The sequence below is a fragment of the Diaphorobacter sp. LR2014-1 genome (assembly GCF_002916785.1).
GTDB classification, from domain to species: Bacteria; Pseudomonadota; Gammaproteobacteria; order Burkholderiales; family Burkholderiaceae_C; genus Diaphorobacter; species Diaphorobacter nitroreducens.
The window spans coordinates 254,858-280,831 of record NZ_MTBE01000001.1; the positions used below are offsets into that span (position 1 = coordinate 254,858).

The following is a 25,974-nucleotide window of genomic DNA, read 5'->3' on the forward strand; positions in this document are numbered from 1 at the left end:
TATATTCAGGTAACAACAACACCTCGCAACCATGCCTACCATCGCCCGCCGCAGCGCCTTTTTCCGGCGCACCGCCCTTCTCTCCCCGGTGCCTTTTCTCGCGGCCGCCGCCGCGTGCCTCACGGCCCCACCGGCCCTGGCGCAGCCGTCAGAGGACCGGGCCTACGCCCCTTCGGTCTACGTGCAGGGCGAATGGGCGCGGCGCCAGACGGATGCCATCACCATCGGCGCCACCCTGCCCTGGGGCACCTGGCGCCGCCCGCTGTGGGGCGGCGAGCTGCGCGGCCATTGGGATGTTTCACTCAGCCGCTGGTCCTTTGACGGCATCGGCGGGCACAACAGCGCCGTGGTGGTGGGCGTGGCGCCCACGCTGCGCCTGCGCCCCGACGAGGGCCGTTCCCCCTGGTTCTGGGAGGCCGGCATCGGTGCCACCGTGGCCAGCCACCGCTACCGCGTGCAGGACCATGAGTTCAGCACCCGCTTCAACTTTGCCTCGCACCTGGGCCTGGGGCGCAATTTCGGCGCACAGCGCCAGCATGAGCTGATGCTGAGCGTGCAGCACTTGTCCAACGCCGGCATCAAGAGCCCGAACCCCGGGGAGAACTTCCTGCAACTGCGCTACGCGTTGCACTTCTGAGCGGACTGTGGACAAGCCTGGGGATGCGGCGCTGGTCATCTGCGCCTTGTCCACAGCACCCGTCCCACCGGCACAGTTGTACCCATTTCAGGCCGGACTTGACCCGGTGCCGGGACACAGACTTTGCAGTAGCGCAAGTACGCGCCGCCATTCAGAAAAAGCGGCTTGTCCACAAAATGGCGCGGGCTCTACTACTACCACTATGAAGTAATAGACACATTCATGAATAACCGGAGCGATGGCCGCGTGGGTCAGGCCGTCGGCCGGTGTGCTTCATTATTGATAGCTGCCAGCGCTTGCCCATCAAGCGCCAGCAGCCATTTTTCCTGCAAGCCGGGTTATTTGGCCAAGCCAAGCTTTTCGATGATGACCTTTTCGGTCTTCATGGTGTCCAGCGCGTACTGCTTGTAGGTGGCGCTGTCCATGTAGTAGGTGTCCATGTCGAACTTCGCCAGGGACTCCTTGTAGTTGGGCATCTCCATGGCCTTCTTGAAGGCGTCGTGCAGCACCTGGGCGATCTTCGGGTCCGTGCCCTTGGGCACCACCAGGCCGAACGGCGAGGTCTGCACCAGGTTGATGCCCACTTCCTTGAGCGTGGGCACGTTGGGGAAGCGGGCCGAGCGCTTGTCCCCCCAGACCGACAGCACGCGCAGCTTGCCCTGCTCCACGTACGGCGCCCAGCCGGGCGTGTCGGCAATCGACATCACATGCCCGCCCAGCACGGCCTGCAGCGACTCGGAGTTGCCCTTGTAGGGAATGTGGTTCAGCGTCACGCCGGCCTGCAGGGCGATGTTCTCCATCGTCAGGTGCAACGTGGTCAGCGCACCGGGCGTGCCGTAGTTCAGCTTGCCGGGGTTGTCCTTGGCGTAGGCGATGTAGTCCTGCATGGACTTGATGGGCGAGTCCGCGGGCACCACCAGGCCGAAGGCGTAGCCCGCCAGGCCGATCACGTATTGCAGGTCGGTGGCCGGGTTCCAGTTGATCTTCTGCGTGTAGGGCAGGCGGAACACCGGCAGCGGCACCTGTGCGAGCGTGTAGCCGTCGGCCGGGGTGCTCTGCATCATCTGCGCGGGCAGCACGCCGCCGGCGCCGGGCTTGTTCTCGATGATCACGGGCTGGCCCAGGATCTTGGAGGCGTTCTCCGCCAGCACGCGGAACGGCACATCGGTCGAGCCGCCGGCGGTGAAGCCGATCAGCACCTTGATCGGGCGGCTGGGAAAGCGCTCGGGTTGCGCCAGCGCGGGGCCGGCCACGCAGCCGGCGGCCAGCAGCAGGGACAGGGTGCGGCGGTTGAGCAAAGCATGGGTCATGGAGGGAGTCCTTGGGTCTATGGCCTCCGGCGCTGCGATCAACCCGCTGTGCAGGCCGTGTGCTGTGGAGGCCTTCAGGTAGCGTGGTTTCTCTGTGCGAAATTCATGGAGGCACGGGAGAAGTGGCGTGATTTCAGTATCCCCCTGATGAAAAACCCTTCTCGCTAGGGAAATCCATGAGTCTGTGCAGAAAAGTTGCGATGAAATAATTCCGCTAAGAGAAATTTACCTGGAGAGTGGGAATGGCGCGCACACGGAACATCGACTTCGACGAAGGCGCGGACAGCCGGCGATTCGTGACCGCGCTGGCCCGGGGGCTGGACGTGCTGGCGTGCTTCCAGGTGGACGAAAAATGGCTCACCAATGCCGAGATCGCCGCGCGCACCGGCCTGCCCAAGCCAACGGTGGTGCGCCTGGCCTACACGCTGTGCGTGCTGGGCTACCTGCGCCATTCGCGCGACAGCGGCAAGTACGCGCTGGGCGACAGCCTGGCGGCACTGGGCATCACCATGGTGTCCAACCTGCGGCTGCGGCGCATTGCACGGCCCTACATGCAGGACTTCGCGGACCGCTACGACATCTCGGTGTCGCTGGGCATCCGCAACGGGCTGTCGGTGCTGTACGTGGAGAACTGCCGCTCGGGCACGCCGCTGTCGCTGGGGCTGGACCTGGGGGCGCGCCTTCCGGTGGCGGAGACGGCCATGGGCCACGCCCTGCTGGCCGTGATGGAGCCGCGCGAGCGCGAGCGGCTGCTGGCCGAGATCCGCCAGGCCGAGGGCGAGCGCTGGCCGCAATTGCGCCAGTCCATCGAGACCGGGTGTGCCCACTGGCGGGCGCGCGGCTTCACGGTGGTGGTGCGCGACTGGCAGACGGATATCGCGGGCGTGGGCGCCGCTATCCGCCAGCCCGACGGCCGCGTGATCAGCTTCAACGCGGGCGGCTCGGCCAGCAAGTTCCCGCGCGCGCTGCTGGAGCAGGAGATCGGCCCGCAGTTCGCGCGCATGGTCAAGGGGCTGGAGCCGTTCGTGCGCAGCGAGGAAGCGTAAGCTATCGATTAAATAGCTGTTAGCGCTTGCTGGACAAGCGTTACAGGCCAATTGGGCTTAAAGAGACGGCGTGCGGGCTGCGGCGATGTGGTCGTGCAGCAGTTGCTCCAGCAGATCCAGCGGCAGCGGCCGGCTGAAAAAGTAACCCTGGTACACCGCGCAGCCTGCGTGCGCCAGCCAGTCGCGCTGCGCGCTGGTCTCCACGCCCTCGGCGATCACCTCCAGGCCCAGGCTGGCGGCCAGGCCGATGATGGTGCGCACGATGGCCGCGTCGTTGGGGTCCGTGAGCAGGTCGCGCACGAAGCTCTGGTCGATCTTGAGCTGCCCGAGCGGCATGCGCTTGAGGTAGGCCAGCGACGAGTAGCCGGTGCCGAAGTCGTCCAGCGAAAAGCCCACGCCCAGCGCGCGCAGCGCCGCCATGGTGGCAATGGTGGCGGCCAAGTCTTCCACCAGCAGGCTCTCGGTCAGTTCCAGCTTGAGCTGGGAGGCCGGCGCGCCGGTGGCGGCCAGCACGCCCGCCACGTCGTCCACGAAACCCGCATCGCGGAACTGGCGCGAGCTCACATTCACTGCCATGGTCAGCGGCGCCAGCGCCGGCACCCGCTGCCAATCGGCCAGCACCGAGCACGCCGTGTGCAGCACCCAGTGCCCCAGCGGCAGCACCAGGCCGGTCTCCTCGGCCAGCGGAATGAACTGCCCGGGCGACACCATGCCGCGCCGCGGGTGCGCCCAGCGCAGCAACGCCTCCACGCCCACGATCGCGCCCCGCGCATTGATCTGCGGCTGGTAGTGCAGCAGAAACTCTTTCTGCGCCAGCGCGTTGCGCAGATCCGCCTCGAGCGAGGCACGCTCCGCCACGGCATGCTGCATGCTCGGGTTGAAAAAGCGCAGCGTGTTGCGTCCCGCGGTCTTGGCCTGGTACATCGCCAGGTCGGCCTGCTTGAGCAGTTCGCCCACCGTGGTGGGCGCGTGGTTGAACAGTGCGATGCCGATGCTGGGCGTGCTGCGGTACTGGTACCCGGTGAGCGCATAGGGGGCGCTGAGCACGGCGAGGATCTTCTCGCCCACGGCGCCCGCCTGCTCCGCCAGCGTGTCGCTGTGCGCGCTGAGCTGCTCCACCAGCACCACGAATTCGTCGCCGCCCAGGCGCGCCACCGTGTCTGCGCTGCGCACGCAGGTGTTCAGCCGCTGCGCCACGATCTGCAGCAGCTCGTCCCCCTGGTCATGGCCCAGCGTGTCGTTGAGGGTCTTGAAGTTGTCCAGGTCGATGAACAGCAGCGCCCCGCCCTGCTCCAGGCGCTGCGCCTTGGCCAGGGCCTGGTCCACGCGGTCCAGCAGCTGCACGCGGTTGGGCAGGTGGGTGAGCGGGTCGAAGAAGGCCAGGCGCTGGATCTCGCGCTCCTGGTGCTTGCGCGTGCCGATGTCGGCGTTGATCGCGAGGACCGACTCGGGTTCGCCGCGGTCGTTGCGCACCAGCGTCCAGCGGCCTTCGGCTTCGAGGGTGCGGCCCGCGCGGTCGCACTGCAGGATCTCGCCGCTCCACACGCCATGCTGCATCACGTGCTGGGTGGCGCGCAGGAATTCCTCCGGGTTCTGGTACAGCAGCGTGGCGATGGAGCGGCCGAGGACCTCCTCGCGCGACCAGCCGTACATGCGCTCTGCGCCCTCGTTCCAGAACGTGATGCGGTGCTCCAGGTCGCGCACGATGATGGCGTCGCGCGCCTTGTCCAGCAGCGATGCCTGCTGGCGGATGCGCTGGTCGTCCGTCTGGCGCTGCAGTTCGGCGGCCGCGCGCGCGGCGAAGATCTGCAGCGTGTTGCTGACGAACCGGCTGCGCTCCAGCGCCTGGCGGAACACCACGAAGATCATGCCGATGGGCGTGCCGTCGCTGGCCGTGAGCTGCTGGCCCACGTAGCTGCGCGCGCCCGTGCGCGCGAGCATCGGAGCCCGCGGGAATCGCTCGCGCGCACGGTCGCGGATGACCAGCGAGCGCTGGGTCAGCAGCCGCTCGCTCGGCGTGCCTTCCAGTACATATTCGGCATTGGGCTGGGTCACGCCATCGACCACGTGCGACAGCGCCACCGCCCGCCGCGCCTGCCCGGGGGCGGCCGGCAGGAAGCGGCCCACGCAGGCCACCTGGGCGCCCAGCGCCTCGGCCATGTGCTGCGCCAGATGGTCGAAGAACGCCGCGCCCACGCCGGCCGAGACGGCGGTGGCCACCTTGACCAACGTGGCCTGCAGGCGCTGCTGCTCCGCGCGGGCACGCAGGTTCTCGATGCCGAACGCGAGGTCGGCGGCCATGGCCTCCAGCAACTGCGTCTCCTGCACCCCCAGGGGCAGCACCTCGGGCGCATACAGGTACAGCAGGCCGAAGGTGCGCTCGGCGTTGCGCAGCGGCAGGCACACCACGGCGTGAAAGCCCAACTGGGCCATGCGGTCCGCCAGGTGGCTGAAAGCCGGGCTGTGGTGCACGTCGTGCACGATCACCGTGCGGCCGGTGCGCACGCACACGCCTGCCGGGCCGTTGCCGCCCGGCTCCTGCGCCGACCAGCTCAGGTGCAGGTGTTCGGTGTAGTCATGGGCTTGGGCGACGCCCGCGTGCGCCACGGGCTCGATGCGCCTGTGCGCATCGTCGCGCGCCATGCCCACCCAGCCCATGCGGTAGCCGCCGATCTCCACGGCCACGCTGCACACGGCGTGCAACAGATCGGACTCGCTGGTGGCACGCACCAGTGTCTCGCTGCAAGCGCCGCGCATGCGCTTGGCCCGGTTGACGCGCGCCAGCTCGTCCTCGATACGGCAGCGCTCGGTCACGTCGCTGGCCAGCATCTGCCACGCCGGGCGCCCGCCGAAGTCCGTGTCGCCCACGACGACTTCCACGTCCAGGGCGGCGCCGTCCTTGCGTGCGTGGCGCCACAGCCGTGGTGCGGACGCGGGAGACCCGGGTGCATGGGCCTCGCGGCGCAGCATGTCGAGTGCGCAGGTGGCCGCGTCCTGGTTCTCCGCGGACCAGAGCGCGCGCAACTCCATGCCCAGCAGCTCCTGCTCCGCATGGCCGTAGTGGCGGACCATGGCATGGTTCACCGCCAGCAGACGCAGGCTGTCGCGGTCGCAGACCCACATGGGCTGCGGATGTTCGGCAAAGAGCGTGCGGTACTGCTGCTCGGACGCACGCAGCTGCGCGTCCACGCGCCGCAACTGCAGCATGGCGCCCAGCGATTCGGCCAGGATGCGCAGGTGCAGCAGATGCTGCGCCTCCAGCGCTGCGCCCCGGGGCACCCTCACCTGGAGCAGGCCCGCGAGCAGCGCGCCGCTGCCCAGCGGCATGCTGACCCGCCGGTGGGGGGCTGCGCACTTCCCACATCCTGCGCGGGGGCGTCCGTGGCTGCCTGTAGGCCCGCGCGTGCGGCTTGCTCCATGCCCTGCCAGGATGCGCAGGCGTCCAGCGGCACGCGGGTGCCGATCGCCGGCAGGGGCGGCGCGCCCACGCTGGCGCGCACGGCCAGCGCATCGTTTTCGCGCAACGCGATCATTGCCCCGACCGCGCCCGTGATCGCGCAGGCGGCTTGGGCGGCCTGCGCCAGGACGTGCTCCAGGGGCAGCTGCAGGTCTGTGATCAGCTGCTGGAGCTGCAGCAGGAGCGCATGCGCCGCCGCCTCGTCGTGCGCCTGCACCGCTGCGGCCGGTCCTTCTGCCTCGGCCGGGCGGGCTGGTGGGGTTCCAGTGGAATCGCTGTTAGGCATGGCGCGCTGCGTGTCATGCCCACGCGCGGCCGGGATGGCGCAGCGGGAAGGAGCGAGAGGCGGCCTGGGCCATGGCGCGCGTCAGGAGCCGCCCAGGCTGGCGCCGGCCAAGGGGCTCGGCGGTGGCGCGGCGGGGTGTCGGAAGAACATGGCGGACGCTTCTGGCCCGAAAGGCGGGCGGATGTGACTGATGGTACATGGGCGCCCTCCTTCTTTTCTGCCGCGACGGCGCCGGAGCGTGTCAGCCGCGCGCGCGGCGTTCGCGCACGGCCGCAGCCAGCTGCTGCAGTACCGGCACGGTCTGTGCGAAGCTGATGCAGGCGTCGGTGACCGACACGCCGGGTGTGAGCGGCTGGCCGTCCACGATGTCCTGGCGGCCCTCCTGCAGGTGGCTCTCGATCATCACGCCGGTGATGCGTGCATCGCCCGCGGCGATCTGCTGGGCCACGTCCTGCGCCACGTCGATCTGGCGGCGGTGCTGCTTGCTGCTGTTGGCATGCGACAGGTCGATCATCACCTGCGGGCGCTGGCCGGCCTTCTCCAGCATCTCGCAGGCGGCCTGCACGTCGGCCGCGCCGTAGTTCGGGGTCTTGCCGCCGCGCAGGATCACATGGCAGTCGTGGTTGCCGCGCGTCTCGAAGATCGCCGCCTGCCCCATCTTGGTCATACCCATGAAGGCATGCGGTGCCTGCGCGGCCTGGATGGCGTCGGCCGCCACCTTCACGCCGCCATCCGTGCCGTTCTTGAAGCCCACGGGGCAGGACAGGCCGCTGGCCAGTTGCCGGTGGCTCTGGCTTTCGGTGGTGCGCGCACCGATGGCGCCCCAGCTCACCAGGTCGCTGATGAACTGCGGCGACAGCAGGTCCAGGAATTCCGTGCCCACGGGCAGGCCCAGCGCCAGCACGTCCAGCAGCAATGCGCGGGCGCGCTCCAGGCCTTCGTTGATGGCGAAGCTGCCGTCCAGGTGCGGGTCGTTGATGTAGCCCTTCCAGCCCACGGTGGTGCGGGGCTTCTCGAAGTACACACGCATCACGATGAGCAGGTCCTGCGCCAGCGCATCCGCCTGCTCCTCCAACAGGCGCGCGTACTCCATGGTCTGGTCATGGTCGTGGATGGAGCACGGTCCCACCACGACGATGAGGCGGTCGTCCTGCCCGTGCAGCACGCGCGAGATGGCCACGCGGCTACTTTCCACCAGCGTCTGCGCCGCATCGGGCGCGGGCTGCCATTCCTGCAGCAGCGCGGGCGTGATGAGCGGGCGCACGGCTTTGATGCGCAGGTCGTCGATGCGCGTGGTGTCGTGGGTGGTGAGCGGGGATGCGAGGCGTTCGGTCAGGGTCATGGTGCCCCGATTGTCGCGCTACCCGCGTAAGAGCCTGTCCGGGGAGTTCGGCGGCTTGCCCCGGCGGCGGGTGGCGGTGGTGAAGGAAGGTAACACCGCCTGTGGCCGCCGCAAGCGGCGCCGTGGAACTTCAGGGGCGCCGGAAGCTCGCGAACTGTCGCGACCAGTAGCGCGACTTCAGGTGGTCCAGGCGCACCGTGCCGCCGCTGGACGGCGCATGTACGAAGCGCCCCTCCCCCACGTAAATGCCGGCATGCGTGGGCCGGCCGCGGCCGAACACCACCAGGTCGCCCGTGCGCAGCTCGTCCGCGTCGATGGATTGGCCGAAGCCGCTCAACTGGGCCACCGTGCGCGGCGGGGCCACGCCCGCGCGGCTGGTGTACACGTAGCCGATGAGACCGCTGCAGTCGAAGCCGCTGTCGGGCGTATTGCCGCCGTAGCGGTAGGGCGTGCCCACCAGTCCCAGGGCATGGATGGCGATGTCGCTCGACTGCTCGGGCGACAGGCGGGAATAGGCGGCGTTGCGCGAGGCAGAGGTGGGCGGCGTGGTGCCGCAGCCCACCACCAGCAGGCTGGCCGCGAGCGTCAGGACGGGAAGGGCAAAGGCGCGCATGGGGGTCAAGCGTAGCAGCCGCGGCGCGATGGCGCAGCCAACACCCCGCGCCCGAACGCGCTTTCTCCTACTTTTGCAACGTTTTTTGGGGTCATTTTTTGCACTTTTCTCGGGGCGCCTCGCCGTGGGTGCATGCGCGAAGGGTGTGGGGCGCGATTGCAGCGACTGAGCCGCGCAGTACAAAAATTTGTACTAGTACAAACAATACAATGTGTGCATGCCATCGTTGTCTGTAGAAGGAAGCAATGCCAAAGACATTGCGGCAAGCCTTGAATATTCCATGCGCCGCGGCGCTCTGCCAAGCGGCGCCGCCCTGCCCTCGGTGCGCCATCTGGCCGCAGAACTGGGGGTGAATCCCAACACCGTCGCCGCCGCCTATGCGCGGTTGCGCAGCGCGGGCCGCGTGGTCACTGCGGGGCGCCGCGGCACCCGCGTATCGGGCGAGCCGCCCCGCTCTGCCCCGTCGTTCGCTCCGCCCGAGGGCCTGCGCGACCTGGCCAGCGGCCAGCCCGATCCTGCGCTGCTGCCGCGTCCCCGCGGCGCGGCCTGGGCCGCTGCGCTGGGGCAGCCGGCAGCGGTGCCGCATGCGCCCCAAGCGGTTGCGGAGGCGCTGCTGTCGCAGGCACGCCCCTGGCTGGAGAGCCAGGGCCTGCCTGGCGATGCCGTGGGGGTCTTCTCGGGTGCGCTGGATGCGATCGAGCGCGCCCTGCGCCAGCATGCGCGCCCCGGCGACCGCGTGGCGGTGGAAGACCCGGGCTGGCCACCGCTGCTGGCGCTGCTGCACAGCCTGCGCCTGCAGCCCGTACCCCTGGCCGTGGACGCGCAGGGGCTGTGCGTGCCGGCAGCGGGCGTGTTGGCGCAGTGCTGCGCCGTGGTGGTTACGCCGCGCGCGCACAACCCCACGGGCGTGGCCCTGGGTGCGGCCCGCTGGAAGGCGCTGCGCCGCCGATTGCGGGCCCATCCGCACACGCTGCTGATCCTGGATGACCATTGGGGCCTGCTGAGCCACGCGCCCCTGGCGATGGCCGGGGCCCTGCCGCCGCTGTGGCTGCATGTGCTGAGTGTGAGCAAGGCGTTGGGCGCAGACTGCCGCGTGGCCCTGGCCGCGGGCACGCCGGCGCTGGTGCAGGGCATGTGCGCACACCAGGCGCTGGGGCCGCGCTGGGTCAGCCACTGGTTGCAGGGGCTGGTGGCGCAGTTGTGGCGGCAGGCGGCGCAGGGACGTGCGCGGGGCTCATGGCGCCATGCCGCGGCCCAGTACGCGGCCCGCCGCGCGGCGCTGGCGGACGCGCTGCGCGGCCACGGGGTGGCGGCGCCCTGGCTGGAAGGCGAGGGCCTGCACGCCTGGGTGCCCGTGTCCGACGAAGCCGCGGCGGTGCAGGCCCTGGCGGCCGCGGGCTGGGCGGTGCAGGCGGGCGCGCCGCTGCGGCTGCGCAGCGGGCAGGGTGTGCGCATCAGCCTGGGCGCCGTGGGCGTGCGCGATATGGGCCGGCTGGCGCGCGACCTGGCAGGGGCGCTGCGGCCTGCGGTGCGGGCGGTGTTTTAACGAACGCGAGCGCGCCGCGAATACGGCAGCGCTCCCGTGCTGCATGCCGCCCGTGGGGGGAATGTTGTCAAAGTCCGCTTCTTGAGATCTCGCTTCTTGCGGAGGGAGGCGGTCCTTGGAACTGCCGCCACGTGGTCTGTGGTTGGCCTCTTTGCGGGCGACGAGCTAAGGGTTAAGGGCTACCTGTGTCGGGGCACGCCGCGGCTTGCGGCGCCCGCTCTCCGCTCCAGCAACGCGCGCTGCAGGGCAGACGCTCCTCGCGCAAAGTGCCCCCGCGCGGGTTGGGCGCGCCGTCAATCCAGCGACAGCTCGCGGTGCTCGCCCAGCGGCTTGGGCTGCTCGCCGGTCAACGCGGCGGTGGCCAGTTGGTAGAGCTGGGAGAGCTTGCTGTCCTTCACGTCCCAGTATTCCGCATGCTCGATGCGGACGGCCAGCAGCACCAGATTGGGGTCTGTGGGACCGTCGGGGAACCAGGCCTTGGCCAGCGGCGTCCACAGTGCTTCCTTGCGCGCGGGGTCCTCGATGAAACCGGCCGTGCCCGACAGCGACACGTAGCAGTCTTCGCCCGGGTCGGCGTAGCTCAAATGCACCTGGCTGTCGGCCTGCAGGCGGCTGTGCAACTCGCTGCCGCGCGGGATGAAGAAGAACAGCTGGGACTGCGCATCGATGTCCTTGTTCAGCGTGGTCAGCGGGTGGGCATGCAGCCGGCCGTCGGCCGCGCGGTGGGCGAGCATGGCAAAGCGGATGTCCTTGATGCGGTTCCACAGCGTGGCGTGGGGGGAATCGTCGGGCATGGACATGGGAGAACCTCCGTGGGATGTAGGTGGACGCCACGGCGTGGTGCGTCACGCACGCGCCAGGACGGGCATGTAACGCACTGTAGGGCGCGCTCGGAGTGCGCGGCGTCGGCCCCGGTCACGCCTGGATGTGCGCGCAATCCGACGCGCGGTATGAATGGGAGAAGGATGAAATGCCCTGCAGCGCCCGCGGCAAGGGCGCGGGCAGCTACCCCATTTGCAACGCCGTTGGCGGCTGTTCGGCTGGCGCGGCCTGGCGGTGGCGCTGCAGCAGCTTGCCGATGGCAGGGCGTGCGCAGCGCTGCAACTGCATCAGCAGCGCGTGGTCCGGCCAGGCCAGGCCGAAGCGTTGGCACAGGTCACGCTGCATACAGGCCAGCAGCGCGGCGGCCATTTCCGCATCGGCCAGCGCTCGGTGAGCGCGCCCGGCGCGCGGCAGGCCGAGGTGGTCCGTGAGGCGGCCCAGGCTGTGGCTGGGCGCATCGGGGTACACGCGGCGCGACAGCAGCACGGTGCAGGCGAACGGATGGGGCGCGGCGAGCCCGGCGTACTGCAATTCGGCCTGCCAGAACTTGCGGTCGAATGCGGCGTTGTGGGCCACCATGGGCGCGTCGCCCACGAAGCGCGCGGCCTCGCGCATCACTGCGGCGGCATCGGGGGCGGCCTCCACCATGGCATTCGTGATGCCGGTGAGCTGCGTGATGAAGGGCGGGATCCGCACGCCCGTGCGCATCAGGCTCTGGTAGCGGTCCACCACGCGGTCGCCTTCCATGAGCACGATGGCCACCTCGGTGGCGCGTGCACCCTGGGCAGGCATCATGCCGGTGGTTTCGAAATCGATGACGGCGATGGGGGCGGACGGCATGCGGGACGGCAGGAAACCGGCCCCGCGCACCCCGTGCGATAGGCACGGGCCACCGGCACCGGTGCGTAATCGTAGCCGCCACGCACGAAGCGCCGCCGCCCCCAAAAGTGTGGGGTGTGGGGCCACGCGGGCCCTGCAGGCCGGGCTCAGCCCGCGCCGCCCTGGTTCTTGCTGCCGCGGCGCGACTGCGCCTGGTTGCCGCTGCCCACCTGGTCCGTGCGGTCGCTGCGGCTGTCGGGCGTGCGACGCGCCTGGTTCAGGGCCGTGGGGGGCTGGTGCCCCTGCTGGTTGTGGTCGTTGGCCACCTTGTCGGTGGCGCCCGAGTTGTCGTTGGTGCGCTTCATGGCGGGCCTTTCAGAGATCGGTCCAGTCCACTCTAGGCAGCACGGCAGAGCGCGGGCGTCGGCGATGGGCCTGCCCGCCTGTGGGACGCGGCCCGACAGGCGATGCGGGAAGGGGTTAATGGTCCAATCGGGCTCCAGCGCTTATCCAGCAAGCGCCGACAGCTATACCAATAGGAGCAATCGGTCACCCTGCGGCCCGGCGCGCCAGTGTGAACGGCGGCAAGCCCTGCAGCAGCCGCTGGCCGTAGCCGGTGCGCACCAGGCGCTTGTCGTAGCAATACACGTGGGCGCGGTCTTCCTCGGTGCGGATGGCCCGGCCCACCCACTGCGCCAGGCGGATGGCGGTGGCGGGCACCACCAGTTCGCTGAACGGGTCGCGACCGGCGCCGCGCAGCCATTCGGCGCGGGCCTCGCCCACGGGGTCGTCGGGCGGGGCGAAGGGCAGCTTGGTGATGAAGAGCGATTCGCACAGCCTGCCGGGCAGGTCCAGCCCCTCGCCGAAGGATTGCATGCCGAAGATGATGGAGGGCTGGCCTTCGGCCACGCGCTCGCGGTGGCGGGCCAGCAGCTGTGGGCGGGGCAGGGTGTTCTGCACCAGCACGGCGCTGCGCATGGCGGTGGGCAGCATGTCCACGGCCTGGCGCATCTGCTCGCGCGAGGTGAACAGCACCAGCGCGCCAGCCTCGACCAGGGCCAGGTCGGACAGCAGCGCGTCCACCATCTCGGCGGTGAAGGCCTGCGCATCGCGCGGCTCGGCGCGGGTCTCGGTGGCCACCAGCGTGCCCTGCAGCGCGTAGTCGAACGGGCTGGGCACGGCCAGCGTGGTCACGGCTTCGTCGCCGAACAGGCCCGACTCGCGCAGGAAGAAGTCGAACTGCCCGCAACTGGTGAGTGTGGCCGAGGTCAGCACCGCGCCGCGCACGGCGGACCACAGGTGGTTGCGCAACGTATTTCCCGGCAGCACGGGGCTGGCATGCGCGCGCACGACGATGAAGTCGCCCTCGACCTCCAGCGTGAACCACTTGGCGGCCGGCACCGCGCCCTCGGGCGCGTCCTGCAGCAGCAACTGGGCGCCCGCGTGCACGGCCTCCAGCCGCGGCGCCAGCACGCCGATCTGCGCATACAGCTGCGATAGGCGCCGCGCCTCGTCGGGCTTGTCGCGCATTTCGCTGCGCAGGGCCTTGGAAATGGCGCGCAGGGCGTTCAGGAAGCCCTCGGCGTGGTGCGCGGCCTGGCTGAAGGGCTCCACCAACGCTTCGGGCAGCACACCGCCGGCCACGCGGGCGCGCGTGGGCAGGCTGGATGCGAACTGGCGGCGCCCCGGCACGGGCGCACGCAGTTGCTCGCCATACACGTCCATCACCAGGCGCGCGGCATCCTGCAGCGCGGCGCGCAGGCGCGCGGCGTGGTTGGGAATGTCGGCGATGTCCTCGACCTCCACCAACTGGCCGATGCGCAGCGCGCGGCTGGCCAGGCGGTCGATCCAGGTCAGGCGCGAGAGGTCGGCCTCGCAGGCGAACTGGTCGAGCGCGGTGGCGGGCAGGTGGTGGGCCTCGTCGATCACCAGCAGGCAGTTGTCCAGCTCGGGCAGCAGACGCGCGCCCAGGGACGACAGCAGCAGGTCGTGGTTGGCCACGATGACCTGCGCGGCCACGAGCTGCTTGCGCCGCTCGTAGTAGGTGCACTGGTTGAACACCGGGCAGTGCTTGCCGGTGCAGGAACTGGCCTCGGCCGCCACGGGACTCCAGGCCTCGGGCTCGGGCGGCGTAGCGAGCGTGTCGCGGTCGCCGTCCCATTCGCTGGTCGCCAGCGCGTCGGCCATGCTGGCGTAGAACTTCATGCGCGCCTCGGACTCGTGGCGCGGGCGCTTGCCGCGCTGCTCGGCCTCCTCGTCGGCGAACAGGTCGTCGTCGGGCAGGTCGCCGTCACCGCCCGGGCCGGCCGCGCCGCCGCCGGCCAGGCGCTCCAGCTTGAGCTTGCACACGTAGCGCCCGCGCCCCTTGGCCAGCGCGAACTGGAAGGGTTGCTCCATGCGCGCGGCCAGGGCCGGCAGGTCCTTGTGCACCAGCTGCTCCTGCAGCGCCACGGTGGCGGTGGAGATCAGCACCCGCGTGCCGCGCGCCAGCGCCATCGCGATCGCGGGCACGCTGTAGGCCAGCGACTTGCCCACGCCCGTGCCGGCCTGCACCACGGCAATCGCGCGCTGGGGCAGGGCATCGTCGTCCTCCAGCTTGCCCAGCTGCGCCTGGCTGAAGGTCTGGGCCACCTGCTCGGCCATGCGCCGCTGGCCCTCGCGCACGCGAAAGCCGGCCGTGGACTGGACCACCGCCTCGAACGATTGCAGGGCCTGGGCGGCCCACTCTGTGGAAGACATGGAAGGGAGATCAGGCGCGGGGCCGGCTTTGCGGGGCGTGCCACTGTAAATGCATCCAGGCATGTTAGCCGAAGCGGGTTGGGCACTGCTCAGGGCCGGCTATACACCCCTGGCCGTGCCCCCCAGGTGATGCGTGGTCGCCCGTGCGCTTAACGCTGATGCCGTCGTCCGCCCCCGGCCTACGCGGAACCGGGCGGGGTCTGCCTAGCATGGGGCGATCTGCCTTGCAGGCAAACGAGAGGTTCCCCATGCCATCCCATCGCGATACCCCGTCCCCTTCCAATGCCCCGGGCGCCGCGCCGCCGTCGCCGGGCGAGCACACCGATGTCCACGAACAGGGCGTGGACCTGCAGACCCCGCCCCAGCAGGAACGCGCCGCCGGCACCCCCGCCGCGCCCAAGCTGCCGCACGAGCGGGACCAGTCCGTCACCATGACCGGCGGCGAGCGCCATCCCGAGGTCGAGCAAGCCCACCGCGACGTGGAACGCGGCCTGCAAGACACCGACCGTGGGCCGCCCGCCGACCGCACCTATCGCAAGCTCAAGGACTCGGAATAGCTATTAAAAACGTAGCTGTTAGCGCTTGATGGTAAAGCGCTAGCACCTGTTTTTATTGTTCATCCGTGAGGGCGCTGCACAGCTCCACGCGCAGCCGCCGCACCTGCGCACCCGTGTACGCCTGCAAATGCGCCGTGGCCTGTGCGGCCAGCGCATCGGGCGTCGGCGCGGTGAGCAGCAGCAACTCGGGCGCTCCGCCCGGTGTGACGGGTGCCGCCCACGTGCGGCGCCGCACCCTGACGCCCTCGCGCGCCAGCGCCCGTAGCACTGCCGTTTCGCACAGGGCCGCACCGGGCAGCAGGCGCAGCAGGTGCGGCGTCTTCACTGGGGCCATCGGCAGTACGGCGGGGGCGTCGCCCGCGCGGCGGTGGGTGCCCAGTGTGGGCACGCCAGGGCCCGTGGGTGCCGCGGAAGAAACGGCCGGCAGGCGCGCCAGGTCGATCAGGTCCGCCAGCACGGCGCTCGCCGTGGGCTCGCCGCCGGCGCCCGCGCCGCTGAAGAAGGCGCTGCCGGCTGCGTCGCCGCGCACCAGCAGCCCGTTGGTCGCGCCGTCCAGCAGCGCCAGCGAATGCCGCGCGGGCACCAGGGCCGGGTGCACGCGCAACTGGATGGCCACGCGGCCCTCGCACTCCTGCTGCTCGGCCACGGCCAGCAGCTTGACGGCGTAGCCCAGATGCGCGGCGGCGGCCACGTCGCCCCGCTGCAGGTCGCGGATGCCCTCGACGTGCACGGCGTCCAGCCGCACCGGCATGCCGAACGCGTTGGCGGCCAGCAGCGCCAGCTTGTGCGCGGCGTCGGTGCCGTCCACGTCGAAGGCCGGATCGGCCTCGGCATAGCCCAGTGCCTGGGCTTCGGTGAGCGCGGCGGCAAAGCCGAGGCCCGCCGCCTGCATGCGCGTGAGGATGTAGTTGCTGGTGCCGTTGAGCACGCCTGCCAGCGCGGTGATGCGGTTGGCCGCCAGCCCTTCGCGCAGCGCCTTGATCACGGGCACGCTGCCGGCCACGGCCGCTTCATAGGCCAGCACCCGGCCGTGGCGCGCGGCGGCCTGCGCCAGCGCCTCGCCGTGCGTGGCCAGCAGGGCCTTGTTGGCGGTCACCACATGCTTGCCATGCACCAGCGCGGCCTGCACCCAGTCGCGTGCGGCGCCCGTGCCGCCGGCCAGCTCCAGCACCACGTCCACACCGGGGTCGGCGGCCAGTTGCAGCGGGTCGGCCAGCAGGCGCACGCCGGGCGCGCCGTCCAGCGCCGCAGCGGCACGCGCGGTGTTGCGCGCGGCGACCGCGACGATCTCGATGGCGCGCCCGGCGCGTGCGTTGATGAGGTCCCGGTTGCGCCGCAGCACCCGCCACACGCCGCTGCCCACGGTGCCGGTGCCGATCATGCCCACGCGCAGGGCAGGGGGCGGGGCCGGGGCGCGGCGCGCACTGGCGTGCACCGCGGGCGAGGGGCTGAGCTGGGGTTCTACGAACATGTCATTCTCCAAACAGGGGCTGCAAAAGCCCACAAAAAAACCCAGCGGCCGGGGCTGGGTTTCGTTCGGAGGGGGAAGAAGACACCAGGGGGCCGCCGGTGCGGCCACCCTGCGCGTGCGCTAGGTCGCCGCGGTGGTCATGGTGGTAATCATTCGTGCGTTCACGCCCGATGCGCAGGCCCGCGCCGCGCCGGTGGCGGGGGTGCGTGGGTCGGAGCAAAGCAGTGTGAACAGCATGCGTGCAGTGTAGCGCAGGTGACGGTGCGGCGTGCTTTACTATTGTTTTGATAGCTGCTAGCGCTTGATGGACAAGCGCTAGAGGCGGTTTTGGTTTGAATGCCTCGGGATGGGAATCAGCAGCCGACGGCCTGGCCGTCGCGCCGGTGGTCGGAGCCCGCGGCGTAGGCGAAGCCGGTGCCGGGCGTGGCCTCCAGCCGGCGGATGATCTGCGCGCTGCCGAATTCCAGGCTGCCGGGCGCGGCCACCTGCGGGTCGTGCCCCAGCGCGCGCAGGCCGTCGACCACGTCGGCGGGCACGGTGTGTTCCAGCGTCAGCGCGCCCGCGTCGTTGATGCGCCAGCGCGGCGCGTCGGAGCAGGCCTGGGGGTTCAGGCCCTCCACGGCCTCGCGCAGCACCATCTGCACATGGCCCTGGGCCTGCATGTTGCCGCCCATCACGCCAAAGGCCATGTGGGGCTGGCCGCCGCGCGTGACGAAGGCCGGGATGATGCTGTGCATGGGCCGCTTGCCGCCCGCCACCTGGTTGGGGTGGCCCGGCGTGGTGACGAAGCCCATGCCGCGGTTGTGCAGCGCGATGCCCGTGCCCGGCACCACCACGCCCGAGCCGAAGCCCTTGAAGTTGGACTGGATGAACGACACCATGCGCCCCTCGCTGTCGGCCGTGCACAGATACACCGTGCCGCCGCTGCCGGGCTGGCCGGCGGGGTACTGGCCGGCGCGCTGCGGGTCGATGAGCGCGGCGCGCTGGCGCAGGTAGGCCGGGTCCAGCAGCTGCGCGGGGGTGAGGCGCATGTGGGCCGGGTCGGCCACGTGGGCGTACAGGTCGGCAAAGGCCACGCGCATGGCCTCGATCTCCAGGTGCATGCGCGCGGCCGAGCCCGCTGCGGTGCTGCGGTAGGGCAGATGCTCCAGCAGGCCCAGCGCCATCAGCGCGGCGATGCCCTGGCCGTTGGGCGGAATCTCATGCACCGTGCGGTCGCCAAAGGGCACGCTGATGGGCTGCACCCATTCCACGGCGTGCGCGGCCAGGTCCTCCAGCGCCAGGCCGGCGCCGTGCTGGCGCGCGTAGTCGGCCATGGCCTGCGCCAGCCGGCCGCGGTAGAACGACGCGCCGCGCGTGCGTGCGATGTCCGCCAGCGTGTCCGCCTGGTCGGCAAAGCGCCAGATCTCGCCCGCCTGCGGCGCGCGCCCGCCGGGTGTGAAGGCCTCGAAGCCCGGCTGGCCCTTGAGGTCGATGGCCGCCTGCGCCCACTGGCGCGCGATCACCGGGCTGACGGGAAAGCCGTCGCGCGCGTGGCGGATGGCGTCGGTGAACAGGTCTTCGAAGGGCAGGGCGCCAAAGCGCTCGGACAGTGCCACCCAGCCCGCCACGCCGCCGGGCGTGGTCACCGTGTCCCAGCCGATGCGCGGCATTTGCGGCAGGTGGGCGAAGCGTTCGGCCGACCAGGCGCGCGGCGCGCGGCCCGAGGCGTTCAGGCCGTGCAGCGCGGCGCCGTCCCACACCAGCGCGAAGGCGTCGCCGCCAATCCCGTTCATCACCGGCTCCACCACCGTGAGCGTGATGGCCGCGGCCAGGGCCGCGTCGATCGCATTGCCGCCGCGCGCAAACGTCGCCGCGCCGGCCTGCGCGGCCAGCGGCTGGGAGGTAGAGACCACGTTGCGCGCCAGCACGGGCTGGCGGCCGGAGGGGTAGGGGAGTTGCCAAGTCATGGAGGCCGATCTGGAAGGGAAAGGAATGCCGGGTCGATTGTGCCGCCGTGAAGGCGCCGCCCTACTGCGGGGAATTGCGCACCATGCGGATCGCATCGAACGGGCAGCGCAGCGCACACAGCGCGCAGCCGGTGCAGCCCGGCGCGTCATGCAGCACCGAGCGTTTGGGGCCGAAGCGCTCCGGTCCCTGCACCTGCAGCGACAGCACATGCGGCGGGCACACGCCCACGCACCAGCCGCAGCCGGTGCAGCGCTGCGGATCGATCGCGGGCAGGGCCTTGCGCGGGGCGGTCATCGGCGCAGCATGCCACGGCGGGCGCTACAGTGCGGGGCTTATGGCTGAATCCGCTGCTTCCATCACCCGCCACCTGCGCATCCACGGCCTGGTGCAGGGCGTGTACTACCGTAAATCCATGACCGAAGCCGCGCGCCGCCTGGGCGTGCAGGGCTGGGTGCGCAACCGCCAGGACGGCACCGTGGAGGCGCTGGCCAGCGGCGCCGCGTCGGCCGTGCAGGCGTTGATCGACTGGGCCCACGAGGGTCCGCCCGCCGCGCGGGTGGAGCGTGTGGAGGTGGGAGAGGCGCCCGCCTGCGACGCCCAAGGGTTTGAGCAGCGCGAGACGGTTTAAGCCAAATCGGCCTCTAGCGCTTATCCAGCAAGCGCTTGCAGCTATGAAAACAGGAGCTTGCCGGCGGCGGCCGTTCCGACTGGGCGTCAGGCGAGCTGCCGCAGCAATTCCAGCGCGCCGGCCGGTGCCCGCTCCTTGGCGCCGTTGATGAAATACACGAATACGTCGCGCGGCCGCTCGCCGCCGGTCCAGGCGCGCACACCGGCGGCCCATTGCGCGATGGCCTCGGGCGTGTAGCCGGTGGGGATGTCGGCCTGGCTGCGCATCAGCCGAAGGTAGGCAAAGTCGGCCTCGGCGTCGGCCATCGCGGGGAATTTCTCGGAGTCCGTGCACACCGGCACGCAGCCGTAGCGGCGTGCCAGGGCGATGAAGGCCGGCGTGGCAAAGCTCTCGTGCCGCACGTCCAGCGCATGGCGCAGGCGGCGCCCATCCACTTCGCGCGGCAGCAGCGCCAGGAAGGCCTCGAAGTCCGCTTCCTCGAACCGCTTGCTGGGCATGAACTGCCAGACGATGGGGCCGAGCTTGCCCTGCAACTGCGCAATGCCGCTGCCCACGAAGCGCGCGATCGCATCACCCGCCGTGGCCAACACCCGCCGGTGCGTCACCAGCCGGTGGGCCTTGAGCGAGAACATGAAGCCGTCGGGCGTTTCGTCGTGCCACTTGGCGAAGGTGGCGGGCCGGAAGGTGCTGTAGAACGTGCCGTTGACCTCGATGGCCGTGAGCTGGCGGCTGGCGTAATGCAGTTCCTTGGCCTGCGCCAGGCCCGGCGGGTAGAAGCTGCCGCGCCAGGGCGCGAAGGTCCAGCCGCCGATGCCGACGCGGATGTGCGGGCGGCCGGTGGCGCTGTCCACGGCAGCGCCGCTCACTGCACCAGCGTGGCGCTGAGCGTGACCTCCGGCACCGCGGCCAGCGCCTTGGACAAGGGGCAGTTGGCCTTGGCGTCGGCGGCCAGCTTCTGGAAGGTGGCCTCGTCCATGCCCGGCACCTTGGCCTTCAGCGTGAGCGCGATGCGGTCGATGAGAAAACCCTCGCCCTGCTGGGTCAGACGCACGCTGGCCGTGGTGTCGACGCGCTCGGTGACGAAGCCGGCCTTGTCCGCCGCGAACGAGAAGGCCATCGTGAAGCAGGCGGCATGCGCCGCGCCCAGGATTTCCTCGGGATTGGTGCCCCTGCGGTCGTCGCCAAAGCGGCTGGCAAAGCCATAGGGGTACTTCTGCAGCGCTTCGGTCTCGGTGCTGATCTGGCCCTGGCCGGCCTTGCCGCCGCCTTCCCAGTGAACGCTGGCCTTCTTCTCGGACATGGGAACCTCCACAGTGTGCAAAGACGCCCATGACACCACGCCGCGCGCGCGGCGCAGGTGGGCGGCCGCTGGCTTGCGGCGTGGGCCGCGTCCTACAGCGTGGTGGTCAGCCGCGGCGCTGCCGCTCGCGCGCGCCGTAGGCGCAGTAGCCGGGCTTGGGGCTTTTCTTCTGCGGATGCAGGCGGCAGGTCTCGGGCCGCTGCTCGTACACCGTGCACAGGCGCGTGGCGGCGTCCAGGAACTGGCAGTCGCCGTTGGCGCGCCGCGCCAGGGTGAAGAGGGTGTTCTTGTGGTTGAAGTGGTCGATCAGCCGCGCCTTCTGCAGCCGTTTGGCGATGTGGCGGGGCTCTTCATGCTCGGCCTCGAAGGCGTCCACCAGGCCCAGGCGCACCAGGTCGGACAGCTGCACCTCCAGCGGCATGGTGCAGCAGTTGGCCGCGCAGCTCTCGCACAGGCCCGCGCGGTAGCGGGTCCAGGTGTCGACGCGGTCCACGTCGACGATGGCGATGGGGGATCTCATGGTGCGGGCGTGCAGGGCTGCGGGGCCAGCGGCTGCGCCTGCGCTGCCAGCGCATGCAGCTCGTCGCCCGTGAGGCGGTAGCGGATCCATTCGCTCTGCGGGCGCGCGCCCAGGCTGTCGTACAGCGCGATGGAGGGTGTGTTCCAGTCCAGCACGCTCCACTCGAAGCGCCCGCAGTCGTGGTCCACGGCGATGCGGGCCAGTTGCCGCAGCAGCGCCATGCCTGCGCCCTTGCCGCGGTGCTCTGGCGAGACGTACAGGTCTTCCAGGTACAGGCCGTGGCGGCCCTGCCAGGTGGAGTAGTTGAAGAAGTACACCGCGAAGCCCACGGCGGTGCCGCCGGCCTCGCAGATCAGGCCGTGCACCCTGGGGTTGGCGCAGAACAGCGTGCGGTGCACGTGCGCGGGCGTGGCCAGCGCCTCATGCTCCGCTTTTTCATAGATCGCCAACTCTCGCACGAAGTGCAGGATCAGATCGGTGTCGTCAATGGTGGCGGGGCGGATGGTCAAGACGGTCATAACTGCCAACGGCTTTGGTGCAGCAGAAGTTCATTAAAAACGCAATGGTGTGGAGGGCTGCAGCCGATGCATTGCTGCCGGTTGCTTTTTGATAGCCTTGGCCTGCCATGCAGCGGTGGTGTTCTTCACGGTAGACAATAACAACTCAAACGCTGAAATTCCTCAAAAAATGATCGATTGGGTCCCTGTAGTCTTCATCACGTTCAAGGTGCTCGTCTTCGGCACGTGCATGTTCTTTGCCATCAAATGGCATTACGACCAGGGGAACAAAGGAACGGACAGGCGCGCGCTGCTGCGCACGAGTGGCAAGGTCGTTGCCGTCTTCATGCTGGCGCTGCTGGCGGTATTGCTCTTCACCTTCGGCCTTTCCAGGATGCTCGGTATGGATTTGCGCCTTCCGTGAGGGCTGCGACTGGCACGGCAGCCGGGATTGCCTTGCGGGGTGATCGATAAAAACGTTTTGTCTCCAGCGATGAAAAAGCCATGGATGTTGGTCCATGGCTTTTTCTCACTGACGGCGCCCCAATCGTCGGGGGATGGGCCCTTTACAGCAACGATCAGACGTCGATGTTGCCCGCGCGCAGCGCATTGGTCTCGATGAAGTCGCGCCGCGGCTCGACCTCGTCGCCCATGAGCATGGTGAACACGCGATCGGCCTCGATGGCGTCGTCGATCTGCACGCGCAGCAGGCGGCGCACCTCGGGGTCCATGGTGGTTTCCCACAGCTGCTCGGGGTTCATCTCGCCCAGGCCCTTGTAGCGCTGGCGGCTGGTGGTGCGCTCGGCTTCGCTGATCAGCCAGGCCATGGCCTGGCGGAAGTCGCCCACCTTTTCCTCCTTGGCCTTCTCGCCCTCGCCGCGCGTGACCTTGGCGCCTTCCTGGATCAGCCCGCGGAAGCTCTCGGCGGCCTGGGCCAGGGCGGCGTAGTCGTCGCCGGCCACGAAGTCCTGCGTGATCAGGCTGCTCTTGATGTTGCCATGGTGGTGGCGGCTGATGCGCAGGATGGGCTTGTCGGTGCGCGGGTCGATCTCGCCCGCCACATCGGCGGGCACGCCGTTGGTGTTGAGCTCGCGCAGCTTGGCCTGCAGCTGCACGGCGCTGGCCTCGGCGTCCTGCAGGGTGTCCAGGTTGAAGACCACGCCGTCGGCCACGGCGCGCAGCGCCTCGGCATCCATGAAGGCGGACAGGCGCGCGATCACCTGCTCGGCATGCTGGTGCGTGCGCGCCAGCTGGGCCAGTTCGTCGCCGGCCAGCGTGCGGGGCTGGTTGCCGCCGGTGGTGATGCTGGCGTGGTTCAGCGCCACGCGCAGCAGGAAGGTGTCCAGCGCCGCGGCGTCTTTCAGGTACAGCTCTTCCTTGCCGTTCTTCACCTTGTACAGCGGCGGCTGGGCGATGTAGATGTGGCCGCGCTCCACCAGCTCGGGCATCTGGCGGTAGAAGAAGGTCAACAGCAGCGTGCGGATGTGGGCGCCGTCCACGTCCGCGTCGGTCATGATGATGATGCGGTGGTAACGCAGCTTGGCGACGTCGAAGTCGTCAGCGCCGCTCTTGCCCGATTCCACGGCGGCCTTGCCGATGCCGGTGCCCAGGGCGGTGATGAGGGTGACGATTTCGTTGCTGGACAGCAGCTTCTCGTAGCGCGCCTTCTCCACGTTCAGGATCTTGCCGCGCAGCGGCAGGATGGCCTGGAACTTGCGGTCGCGCCCCTGCTTGGCGGAGCCGCCGGCGGAGTCGCCCTCGACGATGTAGATCTCGCACAGCGCCGGGTCTTTTTCCTGGCAGTCGGCCAGCTTGCCGGGCAGGCCCATGCCGTCCAGCACGCCTTTGCGGCGTGTCATCTCGCGTGCCTTGCGCGCGGCCTCGCGGGCGCGGGCGGCCTCGACGATCTTGCCGCAGAGGATCTTCGCGTCGTTCGGTTTTTCCTCCAGATAGTCGGTGAGCGCCTTGGCGACGATGTCCTCGACCGGCGCGCGCACTTCGGAGCTGACCAGCTTGTCCTTGGTCTGGCTGCTGAACTTGGGCTCGGGCACCTTCACGCTCAGGACGCAGCACAGGCCTTCGCGCATGTCGTCGCCGCTGACCTCGACCTTGGCCTTCTTGGCCAGCTCGTTCTGCTCGATGTACTTGCCGATCACGCGCGTCATCGCCGCGCGCAGGCCGGTCAGGTGCGTGCCGCCATCACGCTGCGGGATGTTGTTGGTGAAACAGAGGACCTGCTCGTTGTAGCCATCGTTCCACTGCATGGCGACTTCCACGCCGATTTCGGTGCCGGGGATACCGCCGTAGGTCTCGGCCGGGCGCGCACCCGTGGCGTGGAAGGCCGTGGGGTGCAGCACCTTCTTGGTGCCGTTGATGAATTCCACAAAGCCCTTGACGCCGCCGGCGCCCGAGAAGTCGTCTTCCTTGCCGGTGCGCTCGTCGATCAGGCGGATGCGCACGCCGTTGTTCAGGAAGGACAGTTCGCGCAGGCGCTTGGCCAGGATCTCGTAGTGGAAGTCGCTGTTCTCCTTGAAGATTTCGGTGTCGGGCAGAAAGCGCACCTCAGTGCCGCGCTTTTCCGAGGGGCCGATGACCTTCATGGGCGAGACCTCGAAGCCATCCACGATCTCGATGAGACGGTTCTGCACCACGCCCTTGGAGAACTCCAGCTGGTGCGTCTGCCCATCGCGGCGCACGGTGAGGCGCAGCTTCTTGGACAGCGCGTTCACGCAGGACACGCCCACGCCGTGCAGGCCGCCCGAGACCTTGTAGCTGTTCTGGTTGAACTTGCCGCCGGCGTGCAGCTCGGTCAGCGCGATCTCGGCGGCCGAGCGCTTGGGCTCGTGCTTGTCGTCCATCTTCACGCCGGTGGGAATGCCGCGGCCGTTGTCCACCACGCTGATGGAGTTGTCGGTGTGGATGGTGACGACGATGTCGTCGCAGTGGCCGGCCAGGGCCTCGTCGATGGAGTTGTCCACCACCTCGAAGACCAGGTGGTGCAGGCCTGTGCCGTCGGACGTATCGCCGATGTACATGCCCGGACGCTTGCGCACGGCCTCCAGGCCCTCCAGGATCTGGATGGCGCCCTCGCCGTAGCCGTCGCTGCCGGCGACCGATGCGACGGGCTGCTCGGCCGGGGCGGAAATGGGCTGTTCGGGGGCGGGCTGCGATTGCTCTGCGGTCATGAAAGGGCTGCCTTCGGTCCAGGCGCACCGGCACGGCGTGCCGGCGGCCTTATAGGAATCAAATGTGCCGCTAGCGCCCATCCATCAAGCGCTAACAGCTATCAAAATAATAGTATGTCAGATGCGCATGGGCATCACGACGTACTTGAAATGCTCGTTGTCGGGGATGGTCATCAACGCGGAGCTGTTGCCATCGGCCAGGTCGACCTTCACCATGTCCTGGCCCATGTTGGCCAGGGCGTCGATGAGGTAGCTGACGTTGAAGCCGATCTCGATGGCGTCGCCGCCGTAGTCGATGTCCAACTCGTCCACCGCCTCTTCCTGCTCGGCGTTGTTCGACGCCACACGCAGCAGGCCGGGTTCAATGTTCAGGCGCACGCCCTTGAACTTGTCGCTGGTCATGATGGCCGTGCGCTGCAGGCTGGCCAGCAGCGGGGCGCGGCCCAGGGTCACGCTGTTGTGGTGGTTCTTGGGAATCACGCGGTTGTAGTCGGGGAACTTGCCTTCCACCAGCTTGGTGACGAACTCCATGCCGCCGAAGCTGAACTTGGCCTGGTTGTTGGCGAACTGCATCTCGATGGCGCCGTCGGCGTCCGACAGCAGACGCTGCAGCTCCAGCACGGTCTTGCGTGGCAAGATGACCTCCTGCTTGGGCACCTCCACGTCCAGCTGCGCGCTGGCGAACGCCAGGCGGTGTCCGTCGGTGGCGACCAGCGAGAGCGTCGTGCCCTCGGCCACGAACAGGATGCCGTTCAGGTAGTAGCGGATGTCCTGCACCGCCATGGCGAACGACACCTGACCCAGCAGGCTCTTCAGGACCTTCTGCGGCACGCTGAAGGCGGGGCCGAAGCTGGCGGCCTCCTGCACCAGCGGGAAGTCCTCGGCCGGCAGCGTCTGCAGTGTGAAGCGGCTCTTGCCGCCCTTCAGGATCAGCTTGGACTGGTTGGACTCCAGGCTCACCGTCTGGTCGGAGGGCATGGTCTTCAGGATGTCGATGAGCTTGCGTGCACCCACCGTGGTGGTGAAGTCGCCCGTGTCGCCGCCCAGCTCGGCCGTGGTGCGGATCTGGATCTCCAGGTCGCTGGTGGTGAGCTGGATGGCATTGCCCGTCTTGCGCAGCAGCACGTTGGCCAGGATGGGCAGCGTGTGGCGGCGCTCGACGATGCCGGCAACCGATTGCAGAACGGCGAGAACCTTGTCTTGTGTGGCCTTCAGGACAATCATGTCGTCAACCTTTGGTGGTTTTTGG

General features: G+C 69.4%; 22 protein-coding genes and 1 pseudogene. 6 read left to right on the forward strand and 17 right to left on the reverse strand.

Translation table 11 applies throughout. The features are described from left to right. The first annotated feature begins 31 nt into the window (after nucleotides 1-31). Nucleotides 32-637, forward strand: coding sequence for an acyloxyacyl hydrolase (locus BV908_RS01205; protein ID WP_103736963.1), 606 nt, complete (start codon nucleotides 32-34; stop codon nucleotides 635-637). A gap of 338 nt (nucleotides 638-975) precedes the next feature. Here the strand turns inward: BV908_RS01205 and BV908_RS01210 are convergent, their stop codons facing one another. Next, on the reverse strand, nucleotides 976-1,947 hold the full coding sequence (locus tag BV908_RS01210) for a tripartite tricarboxylate transporter substrate-binding protein (RefSeq protein WP_012655141.1): 972 nt from the start codon (nucleotides 1,945-1,947) through the stop codon (nucleotides 976-978). 242 nt (nucleotides 1,948-2,189) lie between these two features. Here BV908_RS01210 and BV908_RS01215 point away from each other — a divergent pair, with 242 nt between their 5' ends. Further along, entirely contained in the window at nucleotides 2,190-2,993 is an 804-nt protein-coding gene (locus tag BV908_RS01215; RefSeq protein WP_011803476.1) for an IclR family transcriptional regulator, read from the forward strand. A 57-nt stretch (nucleotides 2,994-3,050) separates the two neighbouring features. On the opposite strand, the pseudogene BV908_RS01220 reads toward BV908_RS01215, so the two are convergent. The 3 genes and pseudogenes from BV908_RS01220 to BV908_RS01230 all read right to left on the reverse strand — a co-directional run bounded on the left by BV908_RS01220 (nucleotide 3,051) and on the right by BV908_RS01230 (nucleotide 8,691). Further along, nucleotides 3,051-6,736 (reverse strand): annotated as a pseudogene (locus tag BV908_RS01220) (EAL domain-containing protein). Between the two features lie 241 nt (nucleotides 6,737-6,977). Beyond that, nucleotides 6,978-8,078, reverse strand: a complete 1,101-nt coding sequence (locus tag BV908_RS01225) for a 3-deoxy-7-phosphoheptulonate synthase (RefSeq protein ID WP_103736964.1) — start codon at nucleotides 8,076-8,078, stop codon at nucleotides 6,978-6,980. Nucleotides 8,079-8,208: 130 nt separating this feature from the next. Further along, nucleotides 8,209-8,691 carry a C40 family peptidase gene (locus tag BV908_RS01230; RefSeq protein ID WP_088888000.1) on the reverse strand — a complete coding sequence of 161 codons (483 nt, stop codon included), beginning with the start codon at nucleotides 8,689-8,691 and terminating at the stop codon, nucleotides 8,209-8,211. A 217-nt stretch (nucleotides 8,692-8,908) separates the two neighbouring features. Between BV908_RS01230 and BV908_RS01235 the strand changes: the two genes are divergently transcribed. Further along, complete coding sequence (locus BV908_RS01235) at nucleotides 8,909-10,237, forward strand: aminotransferase class I/II-fold pyridoxal phosphate-dependent enzyme (protein WP_103736965.1); 1,329 nt, start codon at nucleotides 8,909-8,911, stop codon at nucleotides 10,235-10,237. A gap of 293 nt (nucleotides 10,238-10,530) precedes the next feature. On the opposite strand, the gene BV908_RS01240 is transcribed toward BV908_RS01235, so the two are convergent. The 4 genes from BV908_RS01240 to dinG form a co-directional block, all read right to left on the reverse strand. Beyond that, nucleotides 10,531-11,031: a pyridoxamine 5'-phosphate oxidase family protein gene (locus BV908_RS01240; RefSeq protein WP_172209108.1), complete on the reverse strand. Its 501-nt coding sequence runs from the start codon at nucleotides 11,029-11,031 to the stop codon at nucleotides 10,531-10,533. Between the two features lie 211 nt (nucleotides 11,032-11,242). Then, nucleotides 11,243-11,899, reverse strand: a complete 657-nt coding sequence (locus tag BV908_RS01245) for a 3'-5' exonuclease (protein WP_103736966.1) — start codon at nucleotides 11,897-11,899, stop codon at nucleotides 11,243-11,245. A 146-nt stretch (nucleotides 11,900-12,045) separates the two neighbouring features. Then, nucleotides 12,046-12,243, reverse strand: a complete 198-nt coding sequence (locus BV908_RS01250) for a hypothetical protein (protein ID WP_011807233.1) — start codon at nucleotides 12,241-12,243, stop codon at nucleotides 12,046-12,048. A gap of 184 nt (nucleotides 12,244-12,427) precedes the next feature. Then, complete coding sequence (gene dinG, locus BV908_RS01255) at nucleotides 12,428-14,617, reverse strand: ATP-dependent DNA helicase DinG (protein ID WP_103736967.1); 2,190 nt, start codon at nucleotides 14,615-14,617, stop codon at nucleotides 12,428-12,430. A 248-nt stretch (nucleotides 14,618-14,865) separates the two neighbouring features. Here dinG and BV908_RS01260 point away from each other — a divergent pair, with 248 nt between their 5' ends. Continuing rightward, the gene (locus BV908_RS01260; protein ID WP_011807231.1) at nucleotides 14,866-15,174 is read left to right on the forward strand and encodes a hypothetical protein; all 309 of its coding nucleotides are present in this window, start codon (nucleotides 14,866-14,868) and stop codon (nucleotides 15,172-15,174) included. A gap of 52 nt (nucleotides 15,175-15,226) precedes the next feature. Here BV908_RS01260 and BV908_RS01265 read toward each other — a convergent pair whose 3' ends face one another. The 3 genes from BV908_RS01265 to BV908_RS01275 all read right to left on the reverse strand — a co-directional run bounded on the left by BV908_RS01265 (nucleotide 15,227) and on the right by BV908_RS01275 (nucleotide 18,889). Continuing rightward, the gene (locus BV908_RS01265; protein WP_103737049.1) at nucleotides 15,227-16,645 is read right to left on the reverse strand and encodes a homoserine dehydrogenase; all 1,419 of its coding nucleotides are present in this window, start codon (nucleotides 16,643-16,645) and stop codon (nucleotides 15,227-15,229) included. Between the two features lie 353 nt (nucleotides 16,646-16,998). Next, the gene (locus BV908_RS01270; protein WP_103736968.1) at nucleotides 16,999-18,594 is read right to left on the reverse strand and encodes a gamma-glutamyltransferase family protein; all 1,596 of its coding nucleotides are present in this window, start codon (nucleotides 18,592-18,594) and stop codon (nucleotides 16,999-17,001) included. A gap of 61 nt (nucleotides 18,595-18,655) precedes the next feature. Continuing rightward, nucleotides 18,656-18,889 carry a 4Fe-4S binding protein gene (locus BV908_RS01275; protein ID WP_103736969.1) on the reverse strand — a complete coding sequence of 78 codons (234 nt, stop codon included), beginning with the start codon at nucleotides 18,887-18,889 and terminating at the stop codon, nucleotides 18,656-18,658. A gap of 40 nt (nucleotides 18,890-18,929) precedes the next feature. Between BV908_RS01275 and BV908_RS01280 the strand changes: the two genes are divergently transcribed. Beyond that, the gene (locus BV908_RS01280) at nucleotides 18,930-19,223 is read left to right on the forward strand and encodes an acylphosphatase (RefSeq protein WP_103736970.1); all 294 of its coding nucleotides are present in this window, start codon (nucleotides 18,930-18,932) and stop codon (nucleotides 19,221-19,223) included. A gap of 86 nt (nucleotides 19,224-19,309) precedes the next feature. Here BV908_RS01280 and BV908_RS01285 read toward each other — a convergent pair whose 3' ends face one another. From BV908_RS01285 to BV908_RS01300, 4 genes are all read right to left on the reverse strand, one after another. Then, nucleotides 19,310-20,089, reverse strand: a complete 780-nt coding sequence (locus BV908_RS01285; protein WP_103736971.1) for a DUF72 domain-containing protein — start codon at nucleotides 20,087-20,089, stop codon at nucleotides 19,310-19,312. Next, the gene (locus tag BV908_RS01290) at nucleotides 20,086-20,523 is read right to left on the reverse strand and encodes an OsmC family protein (protein ID WP_103736972.1); all 438 of its coding nucleotides are present in this window, start codon (nucleotides 20,521-20,523) and stop codon (nucleotides 20,086-20,088) included. Before BV908_RS01290 ends, BV908_RS01285 begins: the two co-directional genes overlap by 4 nt. 106 nt (nucleotides 20,524-20,629) lie before the next feature. After that, nucleotides 20,630-21,043: a YkgJ family cysteine cluster protein gene (locus BV908_RS01295; RefSeq protein WP_012655127.1), complete on the reverse strand. Its 414-nt coding sequence runs from the start codon at nucleotides 21,041-21,043 to the stop codon at nucleotides 20,630-20,632. Continuing rightward, complete coding sequence (locus tag BV908_RS01300; RefSeq protein WP_103736973.1) at nucleotides 21,040-21,561, reverse strand: GNAT family N-acetyltransferase; 522 nt, start codon at nucleotides 21,559-21,561, stop codon at nucleotides 21,040-21,042. Before BV908_RS01300 ends, BV908_RS01295 begins: the two co-directional genes overlap by 4 nt. Nucleotides 21,562-21,730: 169 nt before the next feature. Here BV908_RS01300 and BV908_RS01305 point away from each other — a divergent pair, with 169 nt between their 5' ends. Further along, nucleotides 21,731-21,964 (forward strand): hypothetical protein, encoded by a 234-nt coding sequence (locus BV908_RS01305; protein ID WP_047349214.1) that lies wholly within the window; start codon nucleotides 21,731-21,733, stop codon nucleotides 21,962-21,964. Between the two features lie 154 nt (nucleotides 21,965-22,118). On the opposite strand, the gene gyrB is transcribed toward BV908_RS01305, so the two are convergent. Beyond that, complete coding sequence (gyrB, locus tag BV908_RS01310; RefSeq protein ID WP_088888639.1) at nucleotides 22,119-24,725, reverse strand: DNA topoisomerase (ATP-hydrolyzing) subunit B; 2,607 nt, start codon at nucleotides 24,723-24,725, stop codon at nucleotides 22,119-22,121. A gap of 117 nt (nucleotides 24,726-24,842) precedes the next feature. Beyond that, nucleotides 24,843-25,949 (reverse strand): DNA polymerase III subunit beta, encoded by a 1,107-nt coding sequence (gene dnaN / locus BV908_RS01315; RefSeq protein ID WP_011807220.1) that lies wholly within the window; start codon nucleotides 25,947-25,949, stop codon nucleotides 24,843-24,845. Nucleotides 25,950-25,974 lie beyond the last annotated feature (25 nt).

What these genes read in the sequence shown, in the direction of transcription:
- BV908_RS01205 (WP_103736963.1), top strand. Translation starts at nt 32, where the DNA reads ATGCCTACCATCGCCCGCCGCAGCGCCTTTTTCCGGCGCACCGCCCTT.
- BV908_RS01260 (WP_011807231.1), top strand. Translation starts at nt 14,866, where the DNA reads ATGCCATCCCATCGCGATACCCCGTCCCCTTCCAATGCCCCGGGCGCC.
- BV908_RS01225 (WP_103736964.1), bottom strand. Translation starts at nt 8,078, where the DNA reads ATGACCCTGACCGAACGCCTCGCATCCCCGCTCACCACCCACGACACC.
- BV908_RS01295 (WP_012655127.1), bottom strand. Translation starts at nt 21,043, where the DNA reads ATGAGATCCCCCATCGCCATCGTCGACGTGGACCGCGTCGACACCTGG.
- BV908_RS01275 (WP_103736969.1), bottom strand. Translation starts at nt 18,889, where the DNA reads ATGACCGCCCCGCGCAAGGCCCTGCCCGCGATCGATCCGCAGCGCTGC.
- BV908_RS01270 (WP_103736968.1), bottom strand. Translation starts at nt 18,594, where the DNA reads ATGACTTGGCAACTCCCCTACCCCTCCGGCCGCCAGCCCGTGCTGGCG.
- BV908_RS01245 (WP_103736966.1), bottom strand. Translation starts at nt 11,899, where the DNA reads ATGCCGTCCGCCCCCATCGCCGTCATCGATTTCGAAACCACCGGCATG.
- gyrB (WP_088888639.1), bottom strand. Translation starts at nt 24,725, where the DNA reads ATGACCGCAGAGCAATCGCAGCCCGCCCCCGAACAGCCCATTTCCGCC.
- BV908_RS01230 (WP_088888000.1), bottom strand. Translation starts at nt 8,691, where the DNA reads ATGCGCGCCTTTGCCCTTCCCGTCCTGACGCTCGCGGCCAGCCTGCTG.
- BV908_RS01240 (WP_172209108.1), bottom strand. Translation starts at nt 11,031, where the DNA reads ATGCCCGACGATTCCCCCCACGCCACGCTGTGGAACCGCATCAAGGAC.
- BV908_RS01280 (WP_103736970.1), top strand. Translation starts at nt 18,930, where the DNA reads ATGGCTGAATCCGCTGCTTCCATCACCCGCCACCTGCGCATCCACGGC.
- BV908_RS01305 (WP_047349214.1), top strand. Translation starts at nt 21,731, where the DNA reads ATGATCGATTGGGTCCCTGTAGTCTTCATCACGTTCAAGGTGCTCGTC.
- BV908_RS01265 (WP_103737049.1), bottom strand. Translation starts at nt 16,645, where the DNA reads ATGTTCGTAGAACCCCAGCTCAGCCCCTCGCCCGCGGTGCACGCCAGT.
- BV908_RS01250 (WP_011807233.1), bottom strand. Translation starts at nt 12,243, where the DNA reads ATGAAGCGCACCAACGACAACTCGGGCGCCACCGACAAGGTGGCCAAC.
- BV908_RS01300 (WP_103736973.1), bottom strand. Translation starts at nt 21,561, where the DNA reads ATGACCGTCTTGACCATCCGCCCCGCCACCATTGACGACACCGATCTG.
- dnaN (WP_011807220.1), bottom strand. Translation starts at nt 25,949, where the DNA reads ATGATTGTCCTGAAGGCCACACAAGACAAGGTTCTCGCCGTTCTGCAA.
- BV908_RS01290 (WP_103736972.1), bottom strand. Translation starts at nt 20,523, where the DNA reads ATGTCCGAGAAGAAGGCCAGCGTTCACTGGGAAGGCGGCGGCAAGGCC.
- BV908_RS01235 (WP_103736965.1), top strand. Translation starts at nt 8,909, where the DNA reads ATGCCATCGTTGTCTGTAGAAGGAAGCAATGCCAAAGACATTGCGGCA.
- BV908_RS01210 (WP_012655141.1), bottom strand. Translation starts at nt 1,947, where the DNA reads ATGACCCATGCTTTGCTCAACCGCCGCACCCTGTCCCTGCTGCTGGCC.
- dinG (WP_103736967.1), bottom strand. Translation starts at nt 14,617, where the DNA reads ATGTCTTCCACAGAGTGGGCCGCCCAGGCCCTGCAATCGTTCGAGGCG.
- BV908_RS01215 (WP_011803476.1), top strand. Translation starts at nt 2,190, where the DNA reads ATGGCGCGCACACGGAACATCGACTTCGACGAAGGCGCGGACAGCCGG.